This is a genomic window from Streptacidiphilus alkalitolerans (genome assembly GCF_042511045.1).
Lineage (GTDB): Bacteria > Actinomycetota > Actinomycetes > Streptomycetales > Streptomycetaceae > Streptacidiphilus > Streptacidiphilus alkalitolerans.
Genome location: NZ_JBHEZX010000002.1, coordinates 308,142 through 333,203, shown reverse-complemented (window position 1 = coordinate 333,203; position 25,062 = coordinate 308,142). Strand labels below are relative to the sequence as shown.

Annotated in this window: 20 protein-coding genes; 12 read left to right on the top strand and 8 right to left on the bottom strand. The window is 72.5% G+C overall.

Annotated features, from left to right (window positions below; translation table 11 throughout):
- Nucleotides 1-55: 55 nt before the first annotated feature.
- From ACEZDG_RS05225 to ACEZDG_RS05215, 3 genes are all read right to left on the bottom strand, one after another.
- Nucleotides 56-1,306 (bottom strand): MFS transporter, encoded by a 1,251-nt coding sequence (locus tag ACEZDG_RS05225; protein WP_380502973.1) that lies wholly within the window; start codon nucleotides 1,304-1,306, stop codon nucleotides 56-58.
- A 62-nt stretch (nucleotides 1,307-1,368) separates the two neighbouring features.
- Nucleotides 1,369-2,130: an SDR family NAD(P)-dependent oxidoreductase gene (locus ACEZDG_RS05220; protein WP_380502970.1), complete on the bottom strand. Its 762-nt coding sequence runs from the start codon at nucleotides 2,128-2,130 to the stop codon at nucleotides 1,369-1,371.
- A gap of 37 nt (nucleotides 2,131-2,167) precedes the next feature.
- Nucleotides 2,168-2,785: an aspartate racemase/maleate isomerase family protein gene (locus ACEZDG_RS05215; RefSeq protein ID WP_380502967.1), complete on the bottom strand. Its 618-nt coding sequence runs from the start codon at nucleotides 2,783-2,785 to the stop codon at nucleotides 2,168-2,170.
- A 339-nt stretch (nucleotides 2,786-3,124) separates the two neighbouring features.
- Between ACEZDG_RS05215 and ACEZDG_RS05210 the strand changes: the two genes are divergently transcribed.
- Nucleotides 3,125-3,580, top strand: a complete 456-nt coding sequence (locus ACEZDG_RS05210; RefSeq protein WP_380502964.1) for a MoaF-related domain-containing protein — start codon at nucleotides 3,125-3,127, stop codon at nucleotides 3,578-3,580.
- Between the two features lie 42 nt (nucleotides 3,581-3,622).
- On the opposite strand, the gene ACEZDG_RS05205 is transcribed toward ACEZDG_RS05210, so the two are convergent.
- Together ACEZDG_RS05205 and ACEZDG_RS05200 are read right to left on the bottom strand one after the other, a co-directional pair.
- A complete protein-coding gene (locus ACEZDG_RS05205; RefSeq protein ID WP_380502961.1) occupies nucleotides 3,623-4,315 on the bottom strand; it encodes an alpha/beta fold hydrolase in 693 nt (230 codons plus the stop codon).
- Complete coding sequence (locus ACEZDG_RS05200; protein WP_380502958.1) at nucleotides 4,312-4,956, bottom strand: ScbR family autoregulator-binding transcription factor; 645 nt, start codon at nucleotides 4,954-4,956, stop codon at nucleotides 4,312-4,314. The genes ACEZDG_RS05205 and ACEZDG_RS05200 overlap by 4 nt, the downstream gene beginning before the upstream one ends.
- 200 nt (nucleotides 4,957-5,156) lie before the next feature.
- On the opposite strand from ACEZDG_RS05200, the gene ACEZDG_RS05195 reads away from it, so the two are divergent.
- Together ACEZDG_RS05195 and ACEZDG_RS05190 are read left to right on the top strand one after the other, a co-directional pair.
- Nucleotides 5,157-6,164, top strand: coding sequence for a ScbA/BarX family gamma-butyrolactone biosynthesis protein (locus ACEZDG_RS05195; protein WP_380502955.1), 1,008 nt, complete (start codon nucleotides 5,157-5,159; stop codon nucleotides 6,162-6,164).
- A 14-nt stretch (nucleotides 6,165-6,178) separates the two neighbouring features.
- The gene (locus ACEZDG_RS05190; protein WP_380502952.1) at nucleotides 6,179-7,360 is read left to right on the top strand and encodes an acyl-CoA dehydrogenase family protein; all 1,182 of its coding nucleotides are present in this window, start codon (nucleotides 6,179-6,181) and stop codon (nucleotides 7,358-7,360) included.
- A 40-nt stretch (nucleotides 7,361-7,400) separates the two neighbouring features.
- On the opposite strand, the gene ACEZDG_RS05185 is transcribed toward ACEZDG_RS05190, so the two are convergent.
- Nucleotides 7,401-8,003 (bottom strand): TetR family transcriptional regulator, encoded by a 603-nt coding sequence (locus tag ACEZDG_RS05185; protein ID WP_380502949.1) that lies wholly within the window; start codon nucleotides 8,001-8,003, stop codon nucleotides 7,401-7,403.
- An 81-nt stretch (nucleotides 8,004-8,084) separates the two neighbouring features.
- A complete protein-coding gene (gene car / locus ACEZDG_RS05180; protein ID WP_380502947.1) occupies nucleotides 8,085-11,630 on the bottom strand; it encodes a carboxylic acid reductase in 3,546 nt (1,181 codons plus the stop codon).
- A gap of 615 nt (nucleotides 11,631-12,245) precedes the next feature.
- Here car and ACEZDG_RS05175 point away from each other — a divergent pair.
- The 9 genes from ACEZDG_RS05175 to ACEZDG_RS05135 all read left to right on the top strand — a co-directional run bounded on the left by ACEZDG_RS05175 (nucleotide 12,246) and on the right by ACEZDG_RS05135 (nucleotide 23,685).
- Nucleotides 12,246-13,271, top strand: a complete 1,026-nt coding sequence (locus ACEZDG_RS05175) for a ParB/RepB/Spo0J family partition protein (RefSeq protein WP_380502945.1) — start codon at nucleotides 12,246-12,248, stop codon at nucleotides 13,269-13,271.
- Nucleotides 13,272-13,382: 111 nt separating this feature from the next.
- Nucleotides 13,383-14,216 carry a 2-amino-3,7-dideoxy-D-threo-hept-6-ulosonate synthase gene (locus tag ACEZDG_RS05170; protein ID WP_380502943.1) on the top strand — a complete coding sequence of 278 codons (834 nt, stop codon included), beginning with the start codon at nucleotides 13,383-13,385 and terminating at the stop codon, nucleotides 14,214-14,216.
- A 91-nt stretch (nucleotides 14,217-14,307) separates the two neighbouring features.
- Nucleotides 14,308-15,420, top strand: coding sequence for a 3-dehydroquinate synthase II family protein (locus ACEZDG_RS05165; RefSeq protein ID WP_380502940.1), 1,113 nt, complete (start codon nucleotides 14,308-14,310; stop codon nucleotides 15,418-15,420).
- 104 nt (nucleotides 15,421-15,524) lie between these two features.
- Entirely contained in the window at nucleotides 15,525-16,889 is a 1,365-nt protein-coding gene (locus tag ACEZDG_RS05160; RefSeq protein ID WP_380502936.1) for an aspartate kinase, read from the top strand.
- A gap of 37 nt (nucleotides 16,890-16,926) precedes the next feature.
- On the top strand, nucleotides 16,927-18,186 hold the full coding sequence (locus tag ACEZDG_RS05155) for a cytochrome P450 (protein ID WP_380502933.1): 1,260 nt from the start codon (nucleotides 16,927-16,929) through the stop codon (nucleotides 18,184-18,186).
- A complete protein-coding gene (locus ACEZDG_RS05150; protein ID WP_380502930.1) occupies nucleotides 18,183-19,724 on the top strand; it encodes a GMC family oxidoreductase in 1,542 nt (513 codons plus the stop codon). Before ACEZDG_RS05155 ends, ACEZDG_RS05150 begins: the two co-directional genes overlap by 4 nt.
- Nucleotides 19,725-19,780: 56 nt before the next feature.
- Entirely contained in the window at nucleotides 19,781-21,274 is a 1,494-nt protein-coding gene (locus tag ACEZDG_RS05145; protein WP_380502927.1) for an aldehyde dehydrogenase family protein, read from the top strand.
- Between the two features lie 47 nt (nucleotides 21,275-21,321).
- Nucleotides 21,322-22,341, top strand: coding sequence for a zinc-binding dehydrogenase (locus ACEZDG_RS05140; protein ID WP_380502924.1), 1,020 nt, complete (start codon nucleotides 21,322-21,324; stop codon nucleotides 22,339-22,341).
- A gap of 39 nt (nucleotides 22,342-22,380) precedes the next feature.
- Nucleotides 22,381-23,685 carry a flavin-containing monooxygenase gene (locus ACEZDG_RS05135; RefSeq protein ID WP_380502921.1) on the top strand — a complete coding sequence of 435 codons (1,305 nt, stop codon included), beginning with the start codon at nucleotides 22,381-22,383 and terminating at the stop codon, nucleotides 23,683-23,685.
- Between the two features lie 143 nt (nucleotides 23,686-23,828).
- Here the strand turns inward: ACEZDG_RS05135 and ACEZDG_RS05130 are convergent, their stop codons facing one another.
- Nucleotides 23,829-25,061 carry a cytochrome P450 family protein gene (locus ACEZDG_RS05130; protein WP_380502918.1) on the bottom strand — a complete coding sequence of 411 codons (1,233 nt, stop codon included), beginning with the start codon at nucleotides 25,059-25,061 and terminating at the stop codon, nucleotides 23,829-23,831.
- Between the last annotated feature and the right edge of the window lies 1 nt (nucleotide 25,062).

Here is a 25,062-nt window from a genome sequence, read left to right as displayed (position 1 = left end):
GGGGGGCGGGGGGGCGGGACCCCCGGCCCCCACCGCTCAGTGTTCTGTCGGGGGGTCAGCTCGGGCCCGCCGCACCGGCGGGGGACGGAAAGCCGTGGGCGCGGGCGGCGAGCACGACCGCCAGCACCGGCACCATCAGCGCGAGCACGGTCCAGGGCAGCGAGGAGAACCCGCCGGCCTGCAGCAGGATGCCGCCGATCACCCCGCCGCCGGCCATGGCGACGTTCCAGAGCACCACCAGGATCGCCTGGGCCGCGTCGGCCGCCTCGCCCGCGGTCCGGCCGGCGGCGGTCTGCAGCAGGGTGGGCACACCGCCCCAGCCCAGCCCCCAGAGCGCGGCGGCCACGAAGACCAGGGCGTGCACGCCGGAGAAGGCGCCGAGGACCGCCACGGCGACCCCGACCAGCAGGGCTCCGCTGACCGTGAGCGCGCGCAGATGGGCCTCGATCAGCGCGCCGACCACCCAGATGCTGACCAGGCAGGCGACGCCGAAGACCAGCAGCGCCGCGTCGGTCCTGCTGCCCAGACCGAGGTGGTGCAGATAAGCCGCGATGTAGGCGTAGAGGACGGTGTGGGCCAGCACGAAGACCAGGGTGACCGTGAGCACCGGCAGCACTCCCGGCACCCGCAGGGTGGCCCGTACCGGGATCCGGCCCGCGGCCTGCTGGCCCGGGAAGTCCGGCACCACCGCGGTGATCCAGACCAGCAGCACGGCGGTGAGGGCGGACATCGCCAGGAACGCGGCGCGCCAGGAGACCTCCTGGCCCAGGAAGGTGCCGGCCGGCACCCCCAGGGCCAGGGCGACCGGGATGCCGGCCATGGCGATGGCGATGGCACGGCCCTCCTGCGCGGGGGCGACCATCCGCCGGGCGTAGCCCACCAGCAGGGCCCAGGCCAGCCCGGCCGCGATCCCGGCGACGAACCTGGCGACCAGGGTGAGCGGGTAGTTGGAGGAGACCGCGGTGACGGTATTGGCGAGGGCGAAGCCGGTCATGGCCGTCAGCAGCAGTCGCTTGCGGTGCCAGCCGGCCGTGGCCGCGGACAGCGGAATAGTGGTGAGCACCGTCCCCAGCGCGTAGACGGTCACGGTCTGACCGGCGACGGACTCGCTGGTGTGCAGACCGGAACTCATGGCGGGGAGCAGTCCGGCCGGCAGCGTCTCGGTGAGACTGGTGATGAAGACGGCGACGGACAGGGCGAGCAGCGCCGCCAGCGGCAGTTTCGGAGCCGCGGATGACGGGGTGTCAGTAGTGTTCTCGGGCGAGGATGCTGGTGCGGTGCCGACAGTCGGCTCGGTACTGGTCATGAGGGAATGCTGAAACCTTTTCACTAGTGTGAGGGTCAAGTCGGGCCGCGCGGCACGGAGGGCTACCGCATGCGCAGACCGTGCACGCCGCCGTCGACGGCGAGGATGGTCCCGGTGCTGGCCGAGGAGGCCGAGGTGGCGAGGAAGGCGATGGCCTCGCCCACCTCCTCGGGCCGGGCCAGACGGCCGGAGGGGTGGCGCTCGTTCAGCGCGGTCCGGGCCGCCTCCGGGTCGGGGGCCTGCGCCAGCATCCGCTCGATCCAGGGGGTGGCGACGGCGCCCGGCGCGACCGCGTTGACCCGGATGCCCTCCTGGACGTGGTCGGCCGCCATGGCCAGGGTGAGCGCGTAGACGGCCCCCTTGGAGGCCGAGTACAGGACCCGCTTCGGCAGCCCGGCCCGGGCGAAGACCGACGTGGTGTTGACGATCGCCGCGGCCGGGGACTTCCGCAGGTAGGGCAGCGCGGCCCGGGCCAGCCGGACCATGCCGACCACATTGACGTTCAGCACCCGCTCCCACTCGGCGTCGTCGTTGTCGGCGACCGTGCCCTGGGCGGCGATACCGGCGTTGTTGACCAGGATGTCGATGCGGCCGAAGCGTTCGACCACCTCGGCCACGGCGGAACGCACCGAGGCGTCGTCGGCGACGTCGCAGCCGATGCCGAGGACGCCGGGAGCGGCGTCCTCGGGCTTCAGGTCCAGGGCGGCGACCCGGATCCCCCGGGCGGCGAGCGAGGCGGCGGCGGCTGCCCCGATACCGGACGAGCCGCCGCTGACCACCGCCACCAGGGAGTCGGAGGTGTGGGCTTCGCTGGGGACGGACATGGTTCGTCTCTCCTTGGCAGTACGTGGCGGGGGAGGGTCAGCGGCGCAGGTCGGCGACCTGCTGCTGCACCCGGCGGACCAGCGGGTGGGTCGGGGCCGAGTCGGACTTCACGGTGCGCCGGACCCACCAGGCCGAGGCGAGGTTGGAGGTCAGCAGGATCCGCCGGCTGCCGGCGCGGGCCAGTTCCGCCATGGCCGGCAGGGTGCCCATGCCGGTGCCGGTGAACAGCAGCGCCCCGTCCTCCGGGACGCGGACCTGCCCCACCCGGTCGAGCAGCGTGGCCGTGGTCACCAGATAGGGGTTGAACAGGTCGTCCACCTCGGCCCCGTCCACCGTGCCGGGCGCCAGCACGATCTGGTCGACCGTCAGCCCCGCCTTCTCCCAGTAGCCGCGGGACGCCTCGGTGAGCCAGGGCGCGTAGGGGGAGACCAGGATCAGCCGCCGCACCTCCAGCGCCTCGCAGAGGGCGACGATCGCCTGCGTCGAGGACTGCACCGGGAAGCCGAAGCGCTCCGACAGCCGGTCGAGAAAGGCACGGTCGCCGTCGGGGTCGAGGATGTAGTGCGAGGCGTTGCAGGCGACGACGGCCGCGTCGAGGCGCAGCGCTCCGAACGTGGCGAGAATATCGGGCAGCACCACGTTGTACATTTCCATGGTTTCTCTCGAGAATTCGGGAGTGACCGGGAAACGGGTAGTGTAGACATTGATCTCGGAACCGATGAGACAGTTGAACTCCGGCTCCGCGATCGGGTTTTCCGGCGGGACCAGGAGCCCGAGCCGCGGCAGTGAGAAGACATCCATGCCGGCCAAGCTAGCAGCGGCCCCGAGCAGCGGCGGCGGCAGTTCTCCGACCTTGACATCTCTTGACGAAATACCACAGGAATAGCGCGCGGTTTGCATTTCCTGACGTTTCGGACGGCATGGGCGCCGGGCCGGGGTGGAAGCACTCCGGTGCGCGGACCCGCGCCCCCCCGTCCCTCTGGAAGGAAGCGCATGAAGCGCCGATTCACCGCCCTCGCCGCCGCTGCCGCACTCTCCCTCGCCGGCACCGGCACCCTGATCGCCGGTCAGGCCTCGGCCGCGGACGTCCGCCCGAGTGCCGCCACCCGGAGCCACGCCCCCCGCGTCCCGCTGTTCGCCGGCCACGCCTACCTGCTCACCGTGGACGACGGCTCGGTCTACCGCAACACCTTCTCGGCGGACGGCAGGTCCGTGACCGGCCTCACCGTCGTCGGCTCGAACGTGGGCAGAACCTTCACCGCCCCCGCCGATGCCGTGCGGACCGGTTCGAAGCAGTTCTTCATCTCCTGGATCGAGCCCGGCGGGGTGACCGTCAGCCAGGTCGTCGACTTCGACCGGCACACGGTCGAGTTCTACGTCAGCTCCGACGACAGCACCGGCACTCTGGTGGGCGGGCTGCACCACGCGAAGCTCTCGCAGGTCTCCTGAGGACCGTCGGCGTCGTCCCGGTCGAAGATGTCGTACGGCTGGCTACCGCGCCCGAGCGGCCGGGGGAAGCGCGTCGAGGACGGCCGCGAGGCCGCGCGGGTCGCGGCGGGCGATGTTGTGGCCCACCGGAATGTCGTGGAAGCGCCAGTCCGGGTCGTGGCGCAGCCGCTCGGCCAGGGCGGTGAACGGGCTGCCGGGCCAGGCGCCCCCGCTGATGAAGGTGCGGCCGTGCGCGCTGCCGGAGGTGCCTCCCAGCCTGATCGACTGGACGAAGCTCGGCAGCGGGTGCGGTCGCGAGCGGGGGTCGAGCCCGCTGGGAACCGCGACCCACCGGCCGTCCGCGCCGGCGCCGAGTATGAACGACTCGCGGAACCTGTCACTGGTCAGGGACCAGCACGAGTCCCCGTCGGCCGGGACGTAGGCGTCGATGAAGACGAGCTGGTCGAGCCGGTCGCCGAGCCGGTCCGCGACACCGGCGATCACCATCCCGCCGTAGCTGTGCCCGCACAGCGCGAGCGGTGCGCCGCCGCGGTCGATGCCGCGTTCGACGATCCCGGCGACCTGGTTGATGTGGGCGTCGAGGTTCGGCGGGTTCCCGACATCGGCCGGGCCGTCCTCCTCCAGCCCTGCCAGGGTCACCGCCTCGACGCGGTGACCCTCGCGGCGCAGCTCGGCGGCCACCGCGTCGAACGCCCATCCGCCCTGCCAACCACCCGGCACCAGAACGAACTTCACCGCTGGGCGTCGTGGGGGAGCACGGTGTCGAGGATCTCCCGGACCCGGTCGGTGAGGTCGGTGCGGTTGTGCTCGATCCAGGAGATGTGCTGGCTGCCGAAGAACGCGGCGACGAGGACCCGGGCGATGACGGCGGGGTTGGCGCTGGACTTCCAGCTGTCGTCCTCCTGAGCCTGCGTCAGCAGGTCGGTGATGGAGTGGGTGAACCCGCTGAAGGGCGTCGGCAGCTCGGCACCGACCAGATTGCGTTCGATCTGCAGCCGGGCGCCGGCCTGCCCCACCGGGTTGTCCCGCAGGAAGGCGGCGGTCTGCAGCAGGAACTCGGCGACGGCGTCGAGCGGCGGCAGCTGCCTGGCCAGGACGGAGTCGGCGATGGCCGGCAGTTGGGTGTAGAACTCCTCGGTGACGGCGACGGCCACCGCTTCCTTGTTCATGAAGTGGAAGTAGACGGCGCCCTTGGTCACCTCCGCGCGGTCCGCGATGTCCTGCAGCGTGACGGCGGGGAACCCCTTCTCGGCGAAGGCCCTGGCGGCGGCGTCGAGCAACTGCCTGCGGGTCTGGCCGGCCCGTTCCTGCTTGAGTTCGCGCGGGGCGGCCTTGGCTGCGGCGGCTGTCCGGAGATCGCTGTTCCGGTTGCTCATGGTTCCCTCTTCCGTACGCGTTCGGCAGTCTCTGGTGCGTGTCCTGAGCCTTGCTAGATACCTCTGCGAAGGTATATTTTCGTGTCGCACCGCCACGGCATTCCCGATTCTAGTGGAGGGAAGAGACCATGGGCCAGTTACGTACACTTCCGGCCAGGGTCGCAGGCGAACACCAAGGCACAGCAGAGGTGGCTGCCTCTTTGAAGTTTCTTCAGCCCGTCTCCCGGCAGCTGGTCCATCGGGCCGCCGTCGCGGAGGTCTTCATCACCGACGCCCTGCAGGTGGGCCAGGACCGGTTCGTGGTGGGGGCCCAGTGGCCCCGGGACCACGCGCTGTACGCCCCCGACGCCCAGGGCCTCTCCGATCCGCTGCTCCTGACCGAGACCGTGCGCCAGTCGCTGGTCTACCTGGCGCACGAGTTCTACGGGATCCCGGCGGGGTATCGCTTCGTCGGCAGCGACACCCACTTCGAGATCGTGGGCCACGAGGCGCTGGTGGTCGGCGGGGCCCCGTCGCAGGTCACCCTGGACGTCCGCTGGTCGTGGGTGGCGAACAAGCCGCCCCGGCGGTTCGGCATCCAGGTGGAGGCCGTGGTCTCGGTGGCCGGACGCGAGTGCGCCCGGGCCGGGCTGCGGGTGTACGCCGTCGACGAGAGCCTGTACCGGCGGCTGCGCTGGCGGGGGAACGGGGAGCAGGGCGTCGCCGAGGACGCCCACATCGGCGGCGGCGCCGCGGCCCGGCTGCCGGCCGCCGAGGTCGGCCGGCTGCGGGCCAAGGACAGTGTGCTCGGCCGCACGGAGACGGGGGAGTGGCGGCTGCTGGTCGATCCGCACCACGCCGTGCTCTTCGACCACCCCGGGGACCACATCCCGTTGATGGTCACCCTGGAAGGCGCTCGCCAGCTGGGCCACCACCTGGTCCACCGCCGCGGTGACAACCCCGCGGGAGCGGTGCTGCGTTCGGTCCGGATGGACTGCCCGGCCTTCGCGAACCTCGACGAACCGGTGCGGCTCGGCACCGAGTTGCATCCGCCGGCGACCGCCTCTGACCTCACCCGACTGCTGGTGACGGCGGTTCAGCGGGAGGAGGTCGTGGCCGAGATCGCGATGGAGTGGCAGCCCAGGAACGTGTCCGCCTGGCCCGAGGAGGTCGCCCTCGCGGGCAGCGCGGCCGGCCGGCTCTCGGCGGTACCGTCCCGCCCGGCTTGAGTAGGAGCTGAATGATGCCGGTCAGTGCTGGATTGCAGGAGGGGCAGCGGTCCGGCCCTCCCCCTGCGGAGCGATCGGGCGGCCCGCTGGCCGAGGAGGACGTGCTGCAGGCCGCCCGTGCCGCCGGACGTGGCGCCGTCGCGGCGGACCGGGACCGGCGGCTGGCCCCCGAGGTCGTCGCCGCGCTCCGGGAGGCGGGTTTCGCCCGGCACTTCGTGCCCCGCCGGTGGGGCGGCCGGGAAGGCGGCTTCGCGGAACTGGTCGCCGCCACGGCGCTGGTCGGCGGGCAGTGTCCGTCGGCGGCCTGGTGCGGCATGCTCTGGGCCGCGCACGGCCGGTACGCCGCCAGGCTGCCCGAGGAGGCGCAGCGGGAGTTGTGGGGCGGGGGCCCCGACACCCTGATCGCCGCGGCCCTGGTGCCTCCCTCCGGGGAGGCCCGCCCGGTGCCGGGCGGTTGGCTGCTGGACGGCCGGTGGGACTGTGTCAGCGGCGTGGACTTCTGTGACTGGGTGCTGCTCGCGGCCCCGGTGCCGGACGCCCCGGCCCGGGTGCTGGCGCTGCCGCGCTCCGACGTGGTCGTGCACGACACCTGGCGCAGCACCGGTCTGCGCGGCACCGGCAGCAACCGGGTCGAGGTGTGCGCGGTGTTCGTCCCCGACCGGCGCTCCTGTGCGCTGGGCGAGGTGCTCGGCGCGGTGGTCGAACCGGGGGCCTCGTCGGCGCGGCAGGCGTCCGCGCAGCTGGCGGGGGGCCTGATGTTCTGCGCGCCGGCGCTCGGCGCGGCCCGGCTGGCGCTGCGGTCCTGGAACCGCTGGGCCAGGACCGCGTCCGCCGGGCGGCCGGCGGCCCTCGGCGACACCACCCTCCAGCGGGCGCTGGCGCGCTCGGCCGCCGAGATCGACGCGGTGGCCCTGTTGCTGGCCCGGGCCGCGGTCGGCGCCGACGCCGAGCCGACCGCGCCGGGGGTGGAGGCGGTCAACCGGCGCGACGCCGCGGTGGCCGCCGAGGTGCTGGTGGAGGCCGTCGAGCGGCTGTTCAGGATGGGCGGCGCGCACGCCAGGGACGACACCAGCGAGGTCCAGCGGGCCTGGCGGGACGTGCACACCGTGGCGGCGCACGGCGCCCTGCGGCTGGACGCGGCGGCCTGCGCGTACGCGGCCTGGGGCGACCGCGAGGACGGCGCCGACCGGCCGTAGCCGGCCGACCCCGGTAGCCCGCGCTGTGCCTCAGGGTGCCTCAGGGTGCGTCGGGGCCGGCGGCAGGACCGTTCTGCGGCGGCCTGGACAGGGTCGCCCACAGGTCGTCGAACTGCCGCGCGGCGTCGGCGTCATTGCGCGGCACCGGGTGCGGGACTCCGAAGAAGACCGCCATCAGCAGCCGGACCACGGCCTCCGGGTGGTGCCGGCCGTCGCCCTCCTCGCCGGCCTGCGTCTGCGCCACGGCACGGGTCAGCGGCAGGCAGATCCGCTCCACCAGCCCGGGTTCGTGCCGGTCCAGGTGGGGCGCTTCCACGGCGAGCCGCAGCGCGGACCTGGCCCGGGTGTCCAGGCGCAGGTGCCGGGCGAGGCCGAGTACAGTCTGACGCAGGCTCAGGGCCGCCGCCGTGTGCGGCTCGTCGGCCCGCGCCGCGTAGTTGGCCAGCTCGCCCCCGGCCTCCTCGATCAGCGCCGCGGCCAACTCCTCCTTGGAGGAGAAGTGCCCGTACAGCGCGCCCTTGGTCATGCCGGTGCGTTTGACCACGTCGAGCAGGGTGGTGCCCGTGTAGCCGTTCACGGCGAACTCCTCGGCCGCCGCGTTGAGCACCTGCTCCCGGGTGCGCACTGCACGCTCTTGAGTCACGTGCTTCCTCCGCCCATAAAATACCTTCAAAAAGGTATGTTCTGATGGTACGTACACCATAGTAGGCCCAGGGCGGCGGGCCTACTTGACCAGGCCCAGGTGTCGCAGGTCTGCCACGTACTTCTCGATCAGCGGCTCGGACAGCTGCGGGATGTCCCGGTGGGCGCCGATCGCGGCGGCGCGCACCGCCGCGCGGAACCGCTGGGCGGGGACGGCCGACGTGGTGCGGGGGGTGGCCGGCTCCCGCCAGGCGTGGATCAGCGGCAGCAGGGAGTGCTGCCGCTGACGCTCCGGCAGCGCGCGCAGTGCGGCCTCGAACTGCGTGTGCCACTCGCCGTGGTCCTGGATCCGGCGGACGGTGAGGCCGCTGTCGGCCAGCCAGTCGACCACGGTGTCCAGCGAGATGCCGTCGTCGTGCGGGTTAACCAGGTTGAAGGTGCGGTGTCCCGGGGCGCCGGCGCCCAACGCGGCCACCGCGGCGGCGACGAAGTCCCCGGGCAGCCCGTCGTAGTGCGCCCGCGGGCGAGCACCTGCTGCTCCGTCGCGGTAGAACGAGCCGGGGGCGAGGCCGGTGCTGATCAGGCTCAGCAGCAGCCGGGTGAAGGTGTCAGGAACGTTGAGCTGCCCGGTGTAGCGGCTGTGCGCCAGGATCATGCTGGACCGGAACACGGTCACCGGCAGTGCGCACAGGTCGTGGGCCTCGCGCAGCAGCACCTCGCCGGCCCACTTGCTGGTGGCGTAGCCGCCCGCGTGGCTCTGGTCGATCGGCCGCTCCGGGCTGGCCGTCCTGATGTCGGTGTCCTCGTCCACCGCGGGCATCCCGTGGGCGGCCAGGGCCACCGTGGAGAGGTAGGCGACGGACTTCAGCCGGGTGGTCAGGGCCAGGCGGACCACCTCGGCGGTGCCGGCCACATTGGGCTCGAACAGCTGCTGGTAGGGCAGGACGTGGTTGACCAGCGCCGCCGGGTGCACGATCAGGTCCACCGTGGCGGCCAGCCGCTGCCAGTCCGGCTCGCTCAGGCCCAGGTTGGCCGCGCCGATGTCGCCGGCCAGCACCTGCAGCGTGCCGTCCGCCGTCAACTCGGCGAAGCGGCCCGCCAGTTCGGTGTCCCCGCTGTCCAGCGCCCGGTCCAGGCGGTGGCGGGCGGCGGTGTCGTCGGCGCCGCGCACCAGGCAGATCAGCGTGCCGCCCACCGGGGCCAGGCGTTCCAGCCACTCCAGGCACAGCAGCCGGCCGAGATAGCCGTTGGCTCCGGTGAGCAGCACGGTGCGGGGCTCGCCGGCCGGCCGGGGGAGCGCGGTGCTCGCGGCGAGCGTCTCCCGGTCGATGAACCTGTCCAGGGTGAGGTCCCGGGCGCGCACCGAGGTGGCGCCCTCGCCGTGCACGGCGGCGAAGCCGGTCCGCTGCGCGGCGGGTCCGCGCAACTGCTCGATCCGGTCGGCGATCTCGCCCAGGCTGTTGGCCGGGCCGAGCAGCGTGCCGACCGGGATCTCCACGCCGAAGACCTCCCGCAGCAGTTGGGAGAACGACAGCGCCGACAGCGAGTCCCCGCCCAGTTCGGTGAAGCGCTGCTCCGGGGCCGGCTCGGTGTCGCGGACCCCGAGCAGCGCCTGGGCGGCGCGGGCCAGCCGCTGCGCCACCGGGCGGTCGCCGTCCTGCCACACCGCGCGCAGCTCCCTGGCCTGCTCCGCGGCGAGGTCGGCGTAGCGCTGTTCGAGCCGTCCCTCGTAGCGCTCCTTCAGCCGCGGGTGCAACTGCTTGGTGGAGTCGGTGAGCAGGCCGTTGTCCTGGCTGAAGGGCTCGGTCTCGATGAGCAGGTCGCGCGGGATCTCGTAGGGCGCGAGGCCGGCCTGCGCGGCCACCTGCTGCAGTGACTGGACGACCGCCGCCTTCAGTGCCCTCTGGTCCCGGGCCCCGGCGATGGCCTCGGGGGTCGGCACCACCACGGCGAGCAGATAGGCGCGGGAGCTGTTGCCGTACAGGTAGACCTGCCGCACCAGCGGGCTGGCGACGTAGACCGCCTCGAGCTTGGCCAGCGCCACGAACTCGCCCTGGGAGAGCTTCAGTACGTTCTTGCGGCGGTCGACGTAGGCCAGCTGGCCGGGCCCGGTCTCGGCCATGATGTCGCCGGTGCGGTAGAAGCCGTCCCGGTCGAAGGCTTCGGCGGTGGCCTCGGGGCGCCGGTAGTAGCCGGGAGTGATCAGCTTGGTCCTGACCAGCAGCTCTCCGCGCGGGTAGGGGGAGTCGGCGGTGGAGTAGCCGAGCTCGGGTACGTCCACCAGCTTGTACTCCAGCACCGGGGGTGCCACCACCCGGTGGTCCAGCATGACCAGGCCGGTCTCGGTGGTGCCGTAGCTGTCCAGCAGCGGCACGTCCAGGTCGTAGCGCAGGAACTCGGACAGTTCCGGCGCCAGCGGGGCGGACCCGCAGGGGGCGTGCACGATACGGCCGCCGAGCACGTCGCGCAGCTGCGCGATCACCTCGGCGCGGTCCTCTTCGGTGAGTTCGCCCTGCGCCGCGCGCTGGTTCAACCGGGTGTGGTAGCTCTCGAAGAGCAGCTCGCAGACCCGCGGCACCATGGCGATGTCGGTGGGCCGGATCAGGGCCAGGTCCTCCAGCAGGGTGGAGAGGTCGCTGTGCGCCACGAAGTGCGCGGTGCCGCCCATGGCCAGCGTCTTGATCACCAGCCTCCTGGCGACCAGGTGGCTCTGCGGAAGGAAGTTGGCCGTGATCATCGGGTACTGGTTCTCGGGTCCCGCCGGCGGACGCCACATCAGCGAGACCGTCGGCTCGGGGAACATCACGCCCTTGGGCGTGCCGGTGCTGCCGGAGGTGTAGATCAGCGCGGACAACGCGCCTTCGGTGCTGCTGTCCTGAGGCGGCAGCGCGGGCACCGGCGGCAGCGAGTCCGCGCGGGCGAGGACGTCGGACAGCAGCTCCAGCGAGATCGGCGAACCGGCCCCGGCCAGGAGTTTGGCCGCGGTGGTCAGGTTGTCGCGGTGCTCGGCCAGCTCGGCACGGTGGTCGAAGACGAGCAGCCGGCGCACGGAGGTCTGCCCGGCCAGCGCTTCCAGCACGGTCGGCAGCCGGTCCGTGCTGGTGGCGAAGACCCGCGGGGCGGCCTCGGCCACCAGGTGGCGGATGTGGTCGACCGAGGCGTTGTTGTGCAGCGGCACGGCGACTGCCCCGACCTGACTGCACGCCAGGTCCACGGTGGTGTAGTCGATGCCGGCGAAGCCCAGGACCGCGACGAAGTCCCCTTCGCGCAGCGGGTGTTCCGGGTGGTGATACCAGTCGGCGGCGACCGCGCTCAGCCGCGACCACAGCTCGCCGTACGAGACGGTGTCGAAGCGGGGCAGCAGCCGGGCGGTGACGTCGCCGTCGGCGGGGGCGTCGGCGGGTCCGTTCGTGCGTCCGTCCGCGCGTCCGTCCGTGCGGACGTACTCCCTGGCGCGCTCGCCGAGGGCGGGCCGGTCGGCGTAGGCGGCGAGGGTCCTCCGGACGATCTCCGCCAGGCGCGGGGCGCCTGCGGCGGGCTCCTCGAAGACGCCGGCCACCGGCATGCGGTCGGCGAGCTCCGGCTCGGCCTCGAATATCCTGGCTATGCGCTGCATTCGGCTGACCATGACCACGCCTTTCGGTGACCGCGACTTCTTCTGTATGTGGCACACGCGCCCGGACCGGATTTGCCGGCCCGGGCGCGGCCAGCTTAACGCGCGGATAAATAGGAGCCAATCCGCAGCGATTTGATCACCCGGATTGGTGCGCGAATTGTTGAAGAAATCCCCCAGCGGGGTCGGCCGGGCTGGCCAGGCGAGTCGGGCCCGCCGAGGGGGCCGCGTCGGCCGCGCCAGCGGGTCGGGTGCGCCGGTACGAGGGCCCGTGCCCGGCCCCACGGGCGGCCTCGGCCCCGGCCAGGTTTCGGCCCGGCGTCCGGCCCTGGGCCCGGCCGTGCAATCTGCCTGGCCCGGCGCAGCCCGACCCCCGGCCGCCGCTCGACGGCGCTCCCGGCGTGCAACTGGGGAAATCCCCGGTTGCACGGGTGTGGTCAGGGGGCCTGCGCGGGGGTTGCAAAAAGATACCTTGGCAAAGGTATTCTTCTGGTGGGTCGATCGGAGGCGCGGTCAGCGCTCCGACGCCCCTGACCGTCGGCGACACGTGTGGCTGAGGAGTGGTCGATCGTGGCAGACAGCGAAACAGTGCCCCATTGGCAGGACGCGCGAGTGCTCCCACCGGAGCGCGTGGACCTCGAAGCGCGGTACCAGGATCCCGACGCCGGCACGGACGTCGAGTGGATCCCGATAGCGGAACTCGAACTATCACATTCGCCCCGGTCCGCAGGGGAGAGCGACGAGCACATCCGGGTCCTGGCGCAGTCGCAGGCCGAGTTGCCGCCGATCGTGGTGCAGCGGGGCACGAACCGGGTGGTCGACGGTGTGCACCGGGTCCGCGCGGCCCAGCTCCGGGGCGAACAGGAGATCCGGGCCCGCCTCTTCGACGGCGACGACGCGAGCGCCTTCGTGCTGGCGGTGCGTCTGAACGTGCGGCACGGGTTGCCGTTGTCGCTGGCCGACCGGAAGACGGCGGCCGGCCGCATCCTGCGCGAGCAGGCGGACTGGTCGAACCGGAAGATCGCCTCGGCCGTCGGCCTGTCGCCCAAGACGGTCGCCACCCTGCGCGAGGCGGCCGGCCGGCCCGGCGGGCCGGCCAGGATCGGCAGGGACGGCCGGGTGCGCCCGGTCAGTGCCGCCGCCGGACGCGAGCGTGCCAGAGAGGTGCTGTTACGGGAGCCCTCCTCGTCCCTGCGGGCGGTGAGCGCGGTCGCCGGAGTGTCCGCGGGCACGGTCCGGGATGTGCGCGAACGGCTGCGCCAGGAGACCGGCGCGGTGGTCCCCGGACCGCGCCGGGCCGCGCCCGTGCGCGGTGCGGATGTGCCGCGGGCCCGGCCCGCGGTGTCCGGGCCCAAGGCCCTGGACAGGTCGAACGCGCTGCTGCGGTCGCTCCGCACGGACCCCTCGCTGCGGTTCAACCAGTCGGGCCGGCTGATGCTCAGCATCCTCGCGGTGGCCGCCATGGACCCGCAGACGCAGGACAGCCTGGTCCTCGACCTGCCCGACCACTGCATCGACTTCGTGGCCGAACTGGCGAAGTCGAGCGTGCTGGCCTGGCAGGACCTGGAGGCCAGGTTGTCGCAGCGCCGGTCGGCACCGCCCGCCCGTAAGGAATGCGCGGTAAACCCCGAAAGGAGGGGAAATTACGGGCCTTGACAGGCCGGTGAATTCCTTGGTTTGGTCGTAAAGGCAGAGCACGAAACGCAGAACAGGGAAACACCGGGAAATATTCCGCATTACGCAGGTCTGAGACGGGGTGTTGAGAAAATGACCGATGCATATGGCTGGACCGGAAAGAACCGCCGGGCCCAGCGCATTATCCATCCGGCTTCAGGGACGACGTTCCTGGTTCCGCTCGACCATTCTCTGGCCGACGGCCCGGTGGCTTCCGCCGCCGGATTCGCCGGGCTCGTCGAGGCGATGGCCGCCAACGAGGTGGACGGGATCATCGTCCACAAGGGGCGGGTCCGCTTCCTGCCCACCGCCTCGCTCGGGAAGCTGGCGCTGATCGTCCACCTGAACGGCAGCACCCAGCACGCGCCGGACGTGGACGCGAAGATCCTCGTCGGCGCCGTGGAGGAGGCCGTCGCGCTGGGCGCGGACGGCGTCAGCGTGCACATCAACCTGGGATCGAGCACCGAGGCCGCCCAGCTCACCGACCTGGGCACGGTCGCCGCCCGATGTGCCCGCTGGGGACTGCCGCTGCTGGCGATGGTCTACCCGCGCGGCCCCCGGATCACCGATCCGACCGACCCCGCGCTGCTGGCGCACGCGGCCAACGTCGCGGCGGACCTGGGCGCCGACATCGTCAAACTCCCCTTCACCGGTTCGCCCCTGACGATGCGTGAGGTCGTCGAGGCCAGCCCGATCCCGGTGGTCACCGCCGGCGGCGGGGTGATCGGCGACACCGGGAAGTTCCTCGACCTCATCGACAGCACGATGGAGTCCGGGGTGACCGGCGTCGCGGTCGGACGCAACATCTTCCAGGCGCCGGACCCGGGCTCACTCGCCCGCTCGGTGGCCCGCCGGGTCCACGCCGGACTCAGGCCGGCCAAGCCCCTGGCCGTTCCGGGCCAGGCCCTCGCCGAGACGGCCGCCTGACCGGCAGCCGCTCACCGCACCACGGTGACGATCCGTCACCCGCAGCCCTACCGAACCCATCCGGGCACCACCCATCACCAAAGGTGTGATCATGAAGTCTGCATGGATCGACCTCCGCGGCCTCGCCACCGACCTCGCGACCGCCGTCATCGAGGAAAGCACCCACATCGGCATCGAGACCGTCGTCCTGGACGACCCCGACCTGGCCGGCAAGGTCCCCCCGACCCTGCAGAAGGCCGCCGTCATCACCGGTGAGACGCCCACCTCCCTGATCGACCAACTGGTCGACGTGGTGGACATCCTGATCGCCGAGCACAGCATCGCCGAGAAGTTCGAGGGCATCCGCCCCGGCCTGCGCTCCGGCGTCATGATCAAGGTGCTGGACGAGCCCACCCTCGAACTCGCCTGCAAGATAGCCAACGAGTCGCCGCTGACCCTGGTCGAGTTCCGGCAGGACCCCAGCAAGATCCCGCTGGAGATCCTGCTGGCCGCCGCCGACCGGGCCAAGGGCTCGATCATCACCGTGGTGGACGGCATCGAGGACGCGGCCGTCACCATCGGCGTGCTGGAGCGCGGCTCGGACGCGGTGCTGCTCACCCCCAAGCGGGTCGGCGAGGCCACCGAGCTGGTGCAGGTCACCCAGGGCCAGGCCGCCTCGCTGGAGCTGGAGGAGCTGGAGATCGTCGGGCTCACCCACCTGGGCCTCGGGGACAGGGTCTGCGTCGACACCTGCTCGCACCTGCGGCCCAACGAGGGCATCCTGGTCGGCTCGTACTCGACCGGCCTGGTGCTCGTCAGCAGCGAGACCCACCCGCTGCCCTACATGCCGACCCGCCCGTTCCGGGTGAACGCCGCCGCGCTGTCCTCCTACACCCTGACGCCCGGCAACCGGACCCAGTACCTGTCCGAACTCCACTGCGGCTCCGAGATCCTGGCCGTCAGCACGGACGGCAGCGTGCGCACTGTGGTGGTGGGCCGGATCAAGATGGAGTCCCGCCCGATGCTGCGCATCGAGGCCCGTACCGCCAGCGGCCAGCTGGTGGACATGGTCGGCCAGGACGACTGGCACGTGCGGGCGCTGGGCCCGGGCGGCAGCGTGAACAACTTCACCGAGCTGCGCCCCGGCGACCTCATCCTCGGCCACACCATGACCGACCAGCGGCACGTCGGCTACGCGATCCGCGAGTTCCTGCACGAGCAGTAGACCGAACCGGTCAGGTGGTCGACCGGGGGGATCGGCCGGTCAGCGCTGGGCTCGACCAACGGCCCTCCACGTCCCAAGGATTCTGAAGGAAGAGAGTGCGTGAGATGGCGCTCATTGTACAGAAGTACGGCGGAACCTCGGTCGCCACACCGGAGAAGATCATCGAAGCAGCACGGCAGATCAGGGCCGCGCGCGAGGACGGACACGAGGTCGTGGTGGTCGTGTCCGCCATGGGCGGGGCCACCGACGAACTGCTCCGGCTGGCGTCCGCGGTCACCGGCAACCCCGACGCGCGTGAACTCGACGCCGTGCTCTGCACGGGCGAGGCGGCGTCCGCCGGGCTGGTGGCGCTGGCGCTCAACCACCAGGGCGTCGCCAGCCGGTCGTTCAGCGGTGCCGACGCGGGTATCCGCACCGACCACCGCCACGGCCGGGCGACCATCGTGCAGGTGGACCCGCGCAGGCTGCGGGAGGACCTGAGGAAGGGAACGGTCCCCGTCGTCGCGGGCTTCCAGGGGGAGTCGGTCCTCACCGGGGCCCGCACCACCCTGGGCCGCGGCGGCTCCGACACCACCGGCGTCGCCCTGGCCGCCGCGCTCGGCGCGGACCACTGCGAGATCGTCACCGACGTCGCCGGCGTCTACACGGCCGACCCCCGCAAGGTGGTCGGCGCCCGGCGCCACAGCGCCCTGCTCTACGAGGAGATGGCCGAACTCGCGGTCAGCGGGGCCAAGGTGCTCGCCTCGGACTCCGTGGACTACGCCCGGACCCACGGGGTCGACCTCAAGGTGCGCTCCAACCTCACCGCCGTCGGCCCGGAGACCTGGGTGGGCGACAGCCGGCGCGTCCGGGGGCCCTCGTCCGAGGACTCCTGGACGCCCGCCGGCGACATCTGCCCGATCGCCGGAGTGGCCGGGCGCTCCGGCCTGGTGCGCTGCGTGCTGCGCCGGATCACCTCGGACCACGTGCTGCGCCTGCTCAGCGAACTGGTCGAGCGCGAGACCGAGGTGGAACTGCGCCGCTACGGCAACCTCGGCACCGAGGACACCGGCGACATCGCGCTCACCCTCCCCGAGGAGAGCGTGCAGGAGATGCGGGAACTGCTGGCCGACACCGACCGCGGGATCCGCCTGGACGAGGCGCACTGGACCTCGAACCTGGCCCGGCTCTCGGTCGTCGGCCTGGGCATCGGCAGGCGGCCCTACGCACCGCTGCGCCTGCTCGAGGCCCTCCGCTCGGTCGGCGCGGCGCGCACCGACCTCCATGTCACCTCCAACAAGCTCAGCGTCCTGACCGGGCAGAGCGACCTGGCCGAGGCGACCCAGATCGTCCACGACACCTTTGTGTCCGAACCGGAGGCGCCCCTGGTCCACCCGGCGGCCCCGGACCACACCGGCAGCACCTGGCAGCTGGCCACCAAGCGCGGGCAACTGGGCGTCGCGGTGCCCGCGCTGGCCGCCGCCGAGTGAACCCCGGCCCTTCCGACACCACACCGGAGCGTCCCCGATGACCGCGACCCAGACCACGGACCCGATAGCGGACCCGACCACGACCCCGACCTTCGACCCCACCTCCGAGAGCCAACTGGCCGACCCCTACCCGGGCTACGCGCAGATGCGGGCCAAGTGCCCGGTGCTGCACGACCAGGACCTGGACCTCTGGGTGGTGACCCGGCACGAGGACGTGGTGCGCGTGGTCCACGACGCCCGGACGTTCTCCTCCGAGAACGCCGTCCGGGTGGCCACCGGACCCGAGTCCGACGACGTCAAGCAGGTCATGGCCGAGGGCTGGTCGCTGACGCCGAACCTGACCGAGAGCGACGGAGAGGAGCACACCCGGCTGCGGGTGGCGGTCAACAAGGTCTTCACGCCCCGGCGGGTGGCCGAGCTGGAGCCCTTCATCCGGTCCACCGCCGAGGAACTGATCGCACGGTTCGCGGCGGCCGGCTCGACCGACGTCATCGAGGGCTACGCCTGGCCGCTGCCGCTGATGGTCATGGCGCAGATCCTCGGCATCCCGGCCGAGGACGTGCCCCGGCTCCGGCAGTGGAGCTCCAACTGGCTCAAGCTGTCCGTCGGCACCGGCCCGCAGGACGAGCGGGTGGAGTGGGCCCGCGACGTCGTCACCATGCAGCACTACGTGATGGCGATGCTGACCAATACCAAGCGGGCCGACGAGGGCTCGCTGGTCGCCTCCCTGGGCCGGTACGGGGAGGAGCACCGCCTCGACACGGTGGAACTGATGCGCATCGTGATGAACCTGATCATCGCGGGGCATGTCACGGTCACCCGGGCCATCGGCAACGGCCTGGTCAGCCTGCTGGAGCACCCCGACCAGCTGGCCGCCCTGCGGAGCGGCGAGGCGTCCGTCGAGGCGATGGTCGAGGAGATCCTGCGGTTCGAGTCCCCGGTCCAGGGCCTGTTCCGCACCGTCACCGAGGAGACGGAACTCGGCGGCAGGCAGCTGGTGCCCGGGGACCGGGTGATGGTCCACTGGGGCTCCGCCAACCGGGACGGGTGCGTGATCGAGGACCCGGACGTGTTCGCCCTGCGCAGCAGGCCCGGCCGCCAGCAGATGGCCTTTGGCCGGGGCATCCACGCCTGCCTCGGCGCCTCCCTGGCGCGGCTCCAACTCCGCGTCGCCATCCCCATGCTGTTCGACCGGCTGCCCGGGCTTCGGCTGGGGCCGGCCGACTCCCGCACCCGCGAGCGGCTGGTCATCGCGCGCGGATTCGAGGAGCTGCGACTGCTCTGGGACACGCCATGACCTACGACGTGATCGTGATCGGCGGCGGCTCCGCGGGCTGCGTCCTGGCCAACCGGCTGAGCGCGGACCCCGGGCGCACGGTCCTGCTGCTGGAGGCGGGGCCCGACTTCGCCAGCACCGGCGAACTCCCGCCGGACATCAAGGACGCGGCCTACGCGCCGTTCACCTACGACTGGGGCTACCGCTCGGTCCCGGACGCCTTCGGCAACGAGGTGCCGGTCCCGCGAGGCCGGGTCATCGGCGGATCCTCCTCGGTCAACGTCTGCGTCGCCATGCGGGCCCGGCCGGCCGACCACGACGCCTGGGCCGACCTGGCCGGCCCGGCCTGGGGCTACCCGCAACTGCTCCCGCTCTACCAGGAGATGGAGCACTACCCGTACGGCGAGGAGAAGTACCACGGCCTGGGCGGCCCCTACCGGATGACGCTGCCCGCCCCGGAGGACCTGGGCCCGCACGCCCTCGCCGCGGGCGAGGCGAGCGCGCGGCTGGGACACCCCGGGGTGGCCGACTTCAACGGGCCCGGCCGGGCCGGATTCTCCCGGACCCCGCTCAGCGCGGCCGACGGCATCCGGCTGAGCACGGCCATCGGCTACCTCAACCCGGTGCGCCACCGCCCCAACCTGGAGGTGCGCGGCGAGACCCTGGTGGACCGGGTGCTGTTCTCCGGCACCCGGGCCCGGGGCGTGCGGCTGGCCACCGGCGAGGAGATCACCGCCCGGCAGGTGGTGCTCAGCGCCGGGGCCTACAACTCGCCCGCGATAGCCCTGCGTTCGGGGATCGGCGACCGTGCCGACCTGGCGGCGCTCGGCATCGGCACGGTGTCCCATCTGCCGGGGGTGGGGCGCAACCTCACCGACCATCCCGCCTACTGGAACGTCCATGCGGCCAAGCCGCCGCAGAGCGCGGCCCGGCAGGTGTTCGGCAGCGTCCTCAGCGTCGCCACGGGGCCGAACGAGCCCGACTTCGACGTGCAGATCCTGCCGTCGGCGGCGGTGCCGACCGGCAGCCTGCCCGAGCAGTTCGTACCGCCGGCCGAGCACCATCCCACCGGCTGGGACATGGTCTTCTTCGTCTCCTGCGTCCAGCCCCGCTCGCGGGGCAGCGTCCGGCTGTCGTCGGCCGACCCGGGAGCCGCGCCGGTGATCGACCTCGGCCTCTACACCGCCGCCGAGGACGCCGAACGGGTCGCCGACGGCGTACGGCTGGCCCGCCGGATCGCCCGGACCCGCCCGCTGGCCGACCTGCTGGTCGACGAGCGGGTGCCGGGCCCGGACATCAGCGACGCGGAACTGGCGGACGCCGTCCGCCGGGCGCCGGCCCACTACAACCACGGCAGTTCCACCATGCGGATGGGCCGGGCCGAGGATCCGGGCGCGGTGGTCGACACCGACGGCGCCGTGCGCGGCGTCCAGGGACTGACCGTCGCGGACGCCTCGGTGTTCCCGGCGATGCCCCGGGTGGCCACCAACGTCCCGGCCATCGTGGTGGCCGAGCGGATCGCCGCGGTCCTGCGCGAACGGCTCGCGACCCGCGACTGAGCCCGAGCACCAACCCCAGCAACCAGCAAGCAGCATCGAAGAGTCAGGAGAGTCTTGTGACCACGACCGTCGAAACCGTCCAGGTCCTGCGCACCCGCTGGTCCTCCGAGAACGAGGCGGACCGGTTCACCGTCGACGACCCGGCCACCGGCCGGCCCCTGGTGGTGATCGCAGGCGCGGATGCCGACCAGGTGGACCAGGCGGTGCGCACCGCCCACGCGGCCCACTTCGCCTGGAAGGCCCGCACTCCGCGCGAGCGCGGCAAGTGGCTCTGGAAGGTCGCCCAGGTGATCCGCGAGCACGCCGACGAGATCGCGGCGCTGGAGTCCAGCGACAACGGCAAGCCGTTCACCCAGGCGCGGCAGTTCGACCTGGAGGGCTGCGTCACCATCTTCGAGATGTTCGCCGGCATGTGCGAGTCGATGCCGGGTCAGGTCCGTGACGCGGGCAGCATGCTGGATGTCACGGTGCGTGAGCCCTTCGGTGTGGTCGGCGCGATCGTGCCGTTCAACTGGCCCCCGCTGCACACCGCGGGCAAGCTCGCCCCGGCCCTGGCGGCGGGCAACGCCGTGGTCATGAAGCCGCCGGAGCAGGCGCCGCTGTCGGTGCTGCGGATCGCCGAGCTGGTCCAGTCGGTGCTGCCGGACGACGTGGTGCACATCGTGCCCGGCGGCGGCCCGGTCGGCGCCAGCCTGGCCGCGCACAAGCTGGTCGGCAAGATCTCCTTCACCGGCGCGCCCACCACCGGCCAGGCCGTGGTCAGGACCGCCGCCGAGAACCTGACGCCGACGCTGCTCGAGCTCGGCGGCAAGAACGCCCTGGTGATCTTCGAGGACGCGGACCTGGAGTCGGCGCTGCCCTGGGCGGTCGAGGGCGGCTACTTCAACCAGGGCGAGGCCTGCACCGCCTCCTCCCGGGTCCTGGTCCACGCCTCCCTGCACGACGAGGTCGCCCGGCGCCTGGCGTCCGCCGTCCGCCGGCTCAAGGTCGGCGCCGGCTCCGACGCGGCCACCCACGTCGGCCCGCTGGTCAGCCCGGCGCAGCAGCAGCGGGTGCTGGACTACCTCGACATCGGCGTCCGCGAGGGCGCCACGATCGCCGCGCAGGCGGCCCTGCCCGACGACCCGGACCTGGCGGACGGCTACTACGTGCCGCCGACCCTGTTCACCGGGGTCACCCCGGACATGCGGATCGCCCAGGAGGAGATCTTCGGCCCGGTGGTGTGCCTGATCCCGTTCGAGGACGAGGCCGACGCGCTGCGCATCGCCAACGGCACCGAGTTCGGCCTGGTCGCCGGGGTGTTCACCCGCGACTCCGAGCGCGCGCTGCGGTTCGGCCGGGAACTGCGGGCCGGCATCGTGTTCGTCAACCACTACAACCGGGCGTTCACCGGGACCCCCTTCGGCGGTGTGGGCGCCAGCGGCTACGGCCGGGAACACGCCCTGGAGACCCTGCAGGAGTACAGCACCAGCCGTAGCCTGAGGCTGCCCTCCGGCCGCGAGGCGATCCCGCGCTGGGCGCCGTCCCTCGAGGTCGTCGACGAAGCGTGACCGGCATGCGTACCCGGCCGGTCCGCACACAGCGAGGTGGTCCCGAAGTGAGTACGACGATGCGCGCCGCGGTCTGCGTGAAGGCAGGCGGTCCCGAGGTCCTGGAGGTCCGCGAACTGCCGGTCCCGCAGGTCCGCGACGGCTGGAGCCTGGTCCGGGTGGAAGGCGCGGGCCTGAACCGCTCGGAGCTGAGAACCCGTCAGGGGCACTCCCCGAACGTGGCCTTCCCCCGGGTGCTCGGCATCGAGTGCGTGGGCACCGTGGCCGACTCCACCGATCCCCGGCTGCCGGCCGGGAGCACCGTCGCGGCGGTGATGGGGGAGATGGGCCGGGCCTTCGACGGCGGGTACGCGCAGTACGCGCTGCTGCCGAACGCCCTGCTGATGCCGGTCAGCAGCACCCTGCCGTGGGAGGTCCTGGCCGCGCTGCCGGAGACCTACCTCACCGCGCGCGGCGCCCTGGACGCGCTGGGGATCGCCCCGGCCGGCGGGGGACGGCTGCTGATCCGCGGCGGGACCTCCTCGGTGGGGATGGCGGCGGCCCAGATTGCCGCCGCCCACGGCCTCGAGACCGCGGCCACCACCCGGAGCAAGGACAAGGCCGGGGCGCTGGCCGCGGCCGGCGTCGACCACGTCCTGCTCGATGACGGCGGGTCACTGGCGGCTGCGGTGCAGGCGTTCTGGCCCGAGGGCCCGGACCAGGTACTGGACCTGGTGGGCACCAGCACCGTGCTGGACTCGCTGCGCCTGGTCCGCCGCGGCGGCACGGTGTGCGTCTCCGGCTCGCTCAGCGGCTGGCTGATCCCCGACTTCGAACCCATCGCGATGATCCCGACCGGGACCAGGCTCACCGCCTTCCACAGCGACACCCTCAAGGGCAGCACGGGCCAGGGCCTGCTGCAGCGGATCATCGACGAGGTCGAGGCGGGCGTCTACCGGCCCAACCTCGACCGCGTCTTCGCGCTGGACCACATCGTGGCCGCGCACCGCCACATGGAGGCCGACCGGGCCACCGGGAAGACGGTGGTGCTGCCCTGGGCGGACGCCGCCGACGCACCAACCGACTGACAGAGAATCCACATATCCATACGGACCAGGAGTGCTGCCATGGGGACGGAGTTCGTCGAGACCGCCATCGTCGGAGGGGGCCAGCAGGGGTGCTCGGTCGCGGGCTCCCTCACCCGACTGGGCTACCGGGCGGTGGTCTTCGAACGCGGGGAGACCGGCCAGACCTGGGCCAGGGAACGATGGGAGAGCCTACGCGTCAACACACCCAACCGGACCGTCACCTTCCCCGGCCTGCCCTACGACGGGGACGACCCCGAGGGCTACATGCCGGCCGGCGAGGTCGCCCGGCGGCTCCGGCGCTATGTGGCCGAGCTGGGCGTCGAGGTGCGTGAGCACACGTCCGTCCAGGCGGTCGAGTCGCCCGTCGAGGACCCGGCCTACCCGGGGGCGCGGTTCCGGCTGCACCTGGGCAACGGCGACACCGTCGAAGCCCGCAACGTCGTCGCCGCCCTGGGCGGCTACTCCTCACCGCGGCTGCCGGAGCTGACCGCCCGGATCGACCCCGCGGTCACCCAGCTGCACACCCGCTACTACCGCGCCCCCGGCCTGCTGCCGGAGGGCGCGGTGCTCGTCGTGGGCTCGGGGAACAGCGGCCAGCAGATCGCCGAGGACCTGCGCGACGCCGGCCGGGAGGTCTTCCTCGCGGTCGGCCGGCACAAGACCTCGCCCCGCCGCTACCGCGGCGCCCAGATCCTCGACTGGCTGCAACTGCTGCCGCTGGAAGGCAATCTGGAGTCCGCGTCCGGCGGGAAGGGCGACTCGCCCGTGCTGCCCGGCGTGTCCGTGCTCAGCGGCAAGGCCGGCGGTCGGGACCTCAGCCTGACCGTCCTGGCCGCCCAGGGCGTCACCATCGTCGGCACGGTCCGGGGCGCGCAGGGCTCCGTCCTGCAGCTGGAGGACAACGTCCGCGCGGTCGCCCAGGGCGCGGCCCGCGCGGAGAGCGAGCTGCTGCAGGCCATCGACGCGGCGATAGCGCAGTACGGCCTGGTCGTTCCCGAGCGCACCCCGGTGCCGGCCTTCGACGCCTCGCGGTTCGCGGACTACGGGGACACCCTGGATCTGGCCGCCCACCACATCACCACCATCGTCTGGGCCACCGGCTTCGTGCCCGACTACCAGATCCTGCCGCCGGCGGCACTCGACGCCAACGGCATGCCGGTGCACCGCGCCGGGGCCGGCGCCCTGCCGGGCCTGTACTACGCGGGGCTGCCCGAGGGCGGCTCGGTGATGCCGCTACTGATCGCCTCCACCCGCAGCCAGGCCGAGCGGGTCGCCCGGGGCATCCACCTGGACAACACCCTGCGCCACCGCTCGCCCGCGGCGCTCGGCCAGCTCTGGATCTAGGCGCCGCGCAGCGTTGTCGTTCCGCACCACCGCAGGGCACGGGTCTCGGAACCCGTGCCCTGCACTGCTGTGTGTGAACCGAGCCCACAAGAAAGCGCCCGGGATAACCCGGGCGCTTTCTCTTGTGGCGAGATGACGGTGCATCACACCGGGTGCGGGATGACCTCCAGGCCGGCGAAGCCGTTGATGATGAAGGAGGTCAGCCGGGCGGGCTCCTGGCCGGGGTGGGCCAGGGCGAGCTCGGGCAGGTGGCGGAACAGCGTGGACAGGGCGATCTCGCCCTCCAGCCGGGCGAGGTGCGCGCCCAGGCAGAAGTGCGGTCCGTGGCCGAACGCGAGGTGGTCCTTGCTGGCCCGGGTGGGGTCGAAGCCCTCCGGGCACTGCGGGTGGACCTCCGGGTCGCGTCCGGCGGCGGCGAAGCCGAGGGTGATCGCGTCGCCCTTGCGGATGACGACGCCCTCGCCGAGGTCGATGTCCTCCAGGGCGCAGCGCAGCGGGATGTGCATGACCGGCCCCTCGATGCGCAGCGTCTCCTCGACCACGTCCTGCCAGCCGATGGTCCCCTCCTGGATCCGGGTGAGGTTCTCGGGGTGGTTGAGCAGGGCCTGGACGCCGCTGGTGATGAGGTTGACGGTGGTCTCGTAGCCGGCGCCGATCATCAGGAAGAGGGTGCCGAGCAGCTCGTCGTCCGACATCGACTCGGTACCGGGCTCGGACGGCAGGAGCAGGTCGCTGGTCAGGTCGCTGGCCGGGTTCTCCCGCTTGTACTGCAGCAACTCGCCCAGCCGGGCGTACAGTTCGTTGTTCGCGGCGAGCGCGTGCTCCTGGTCGAGCGAGGAGTCCAGGACCGCGTCGATCCCGGTGCCGACCTTCCTGCGCAGGTGGTCGGGGACGCCGAACAGGTCGCAGATGACGGTGATGGTGAGCGGCAGCGCCAGGTCGTGGCGGATGTCGGCGGTTGCCCCGGGGGGCAGCGCGGCCAGCGCCTCGACCAGCCGGTCCGCGGTGGCCTGGACCTGCGGACGCATCCGCTCGACCTGCCGCGGCGAGAAGGTGGGGGCGACCCGGCGCCGGGACTTGCGGTGCTCGTCGCCGTAGTAGTTGAAGAAACTCTGCTGCAGCGCGAGCGGGGCGAGCGCCCAGCCCTCGGGCATCTCGGCCAGGCCCTCCCAGTGCCGGCGGATGTCGCGCGAGACGCGCGGGTCGTTGGTCAGCGCCTGGATGACGCTGTGCCGGGTGACCGCCCAGGCGAGGACCGGGCCCGGCAGTTCCACCAGCACCGCAGGCGCCTCGGCGCGCATCGCGGCGGCCTCGGCGTGCACCGCACGGCCGGAGGGATCGAGAACGGGACATCTGGTGATGGACGGGGACGACATG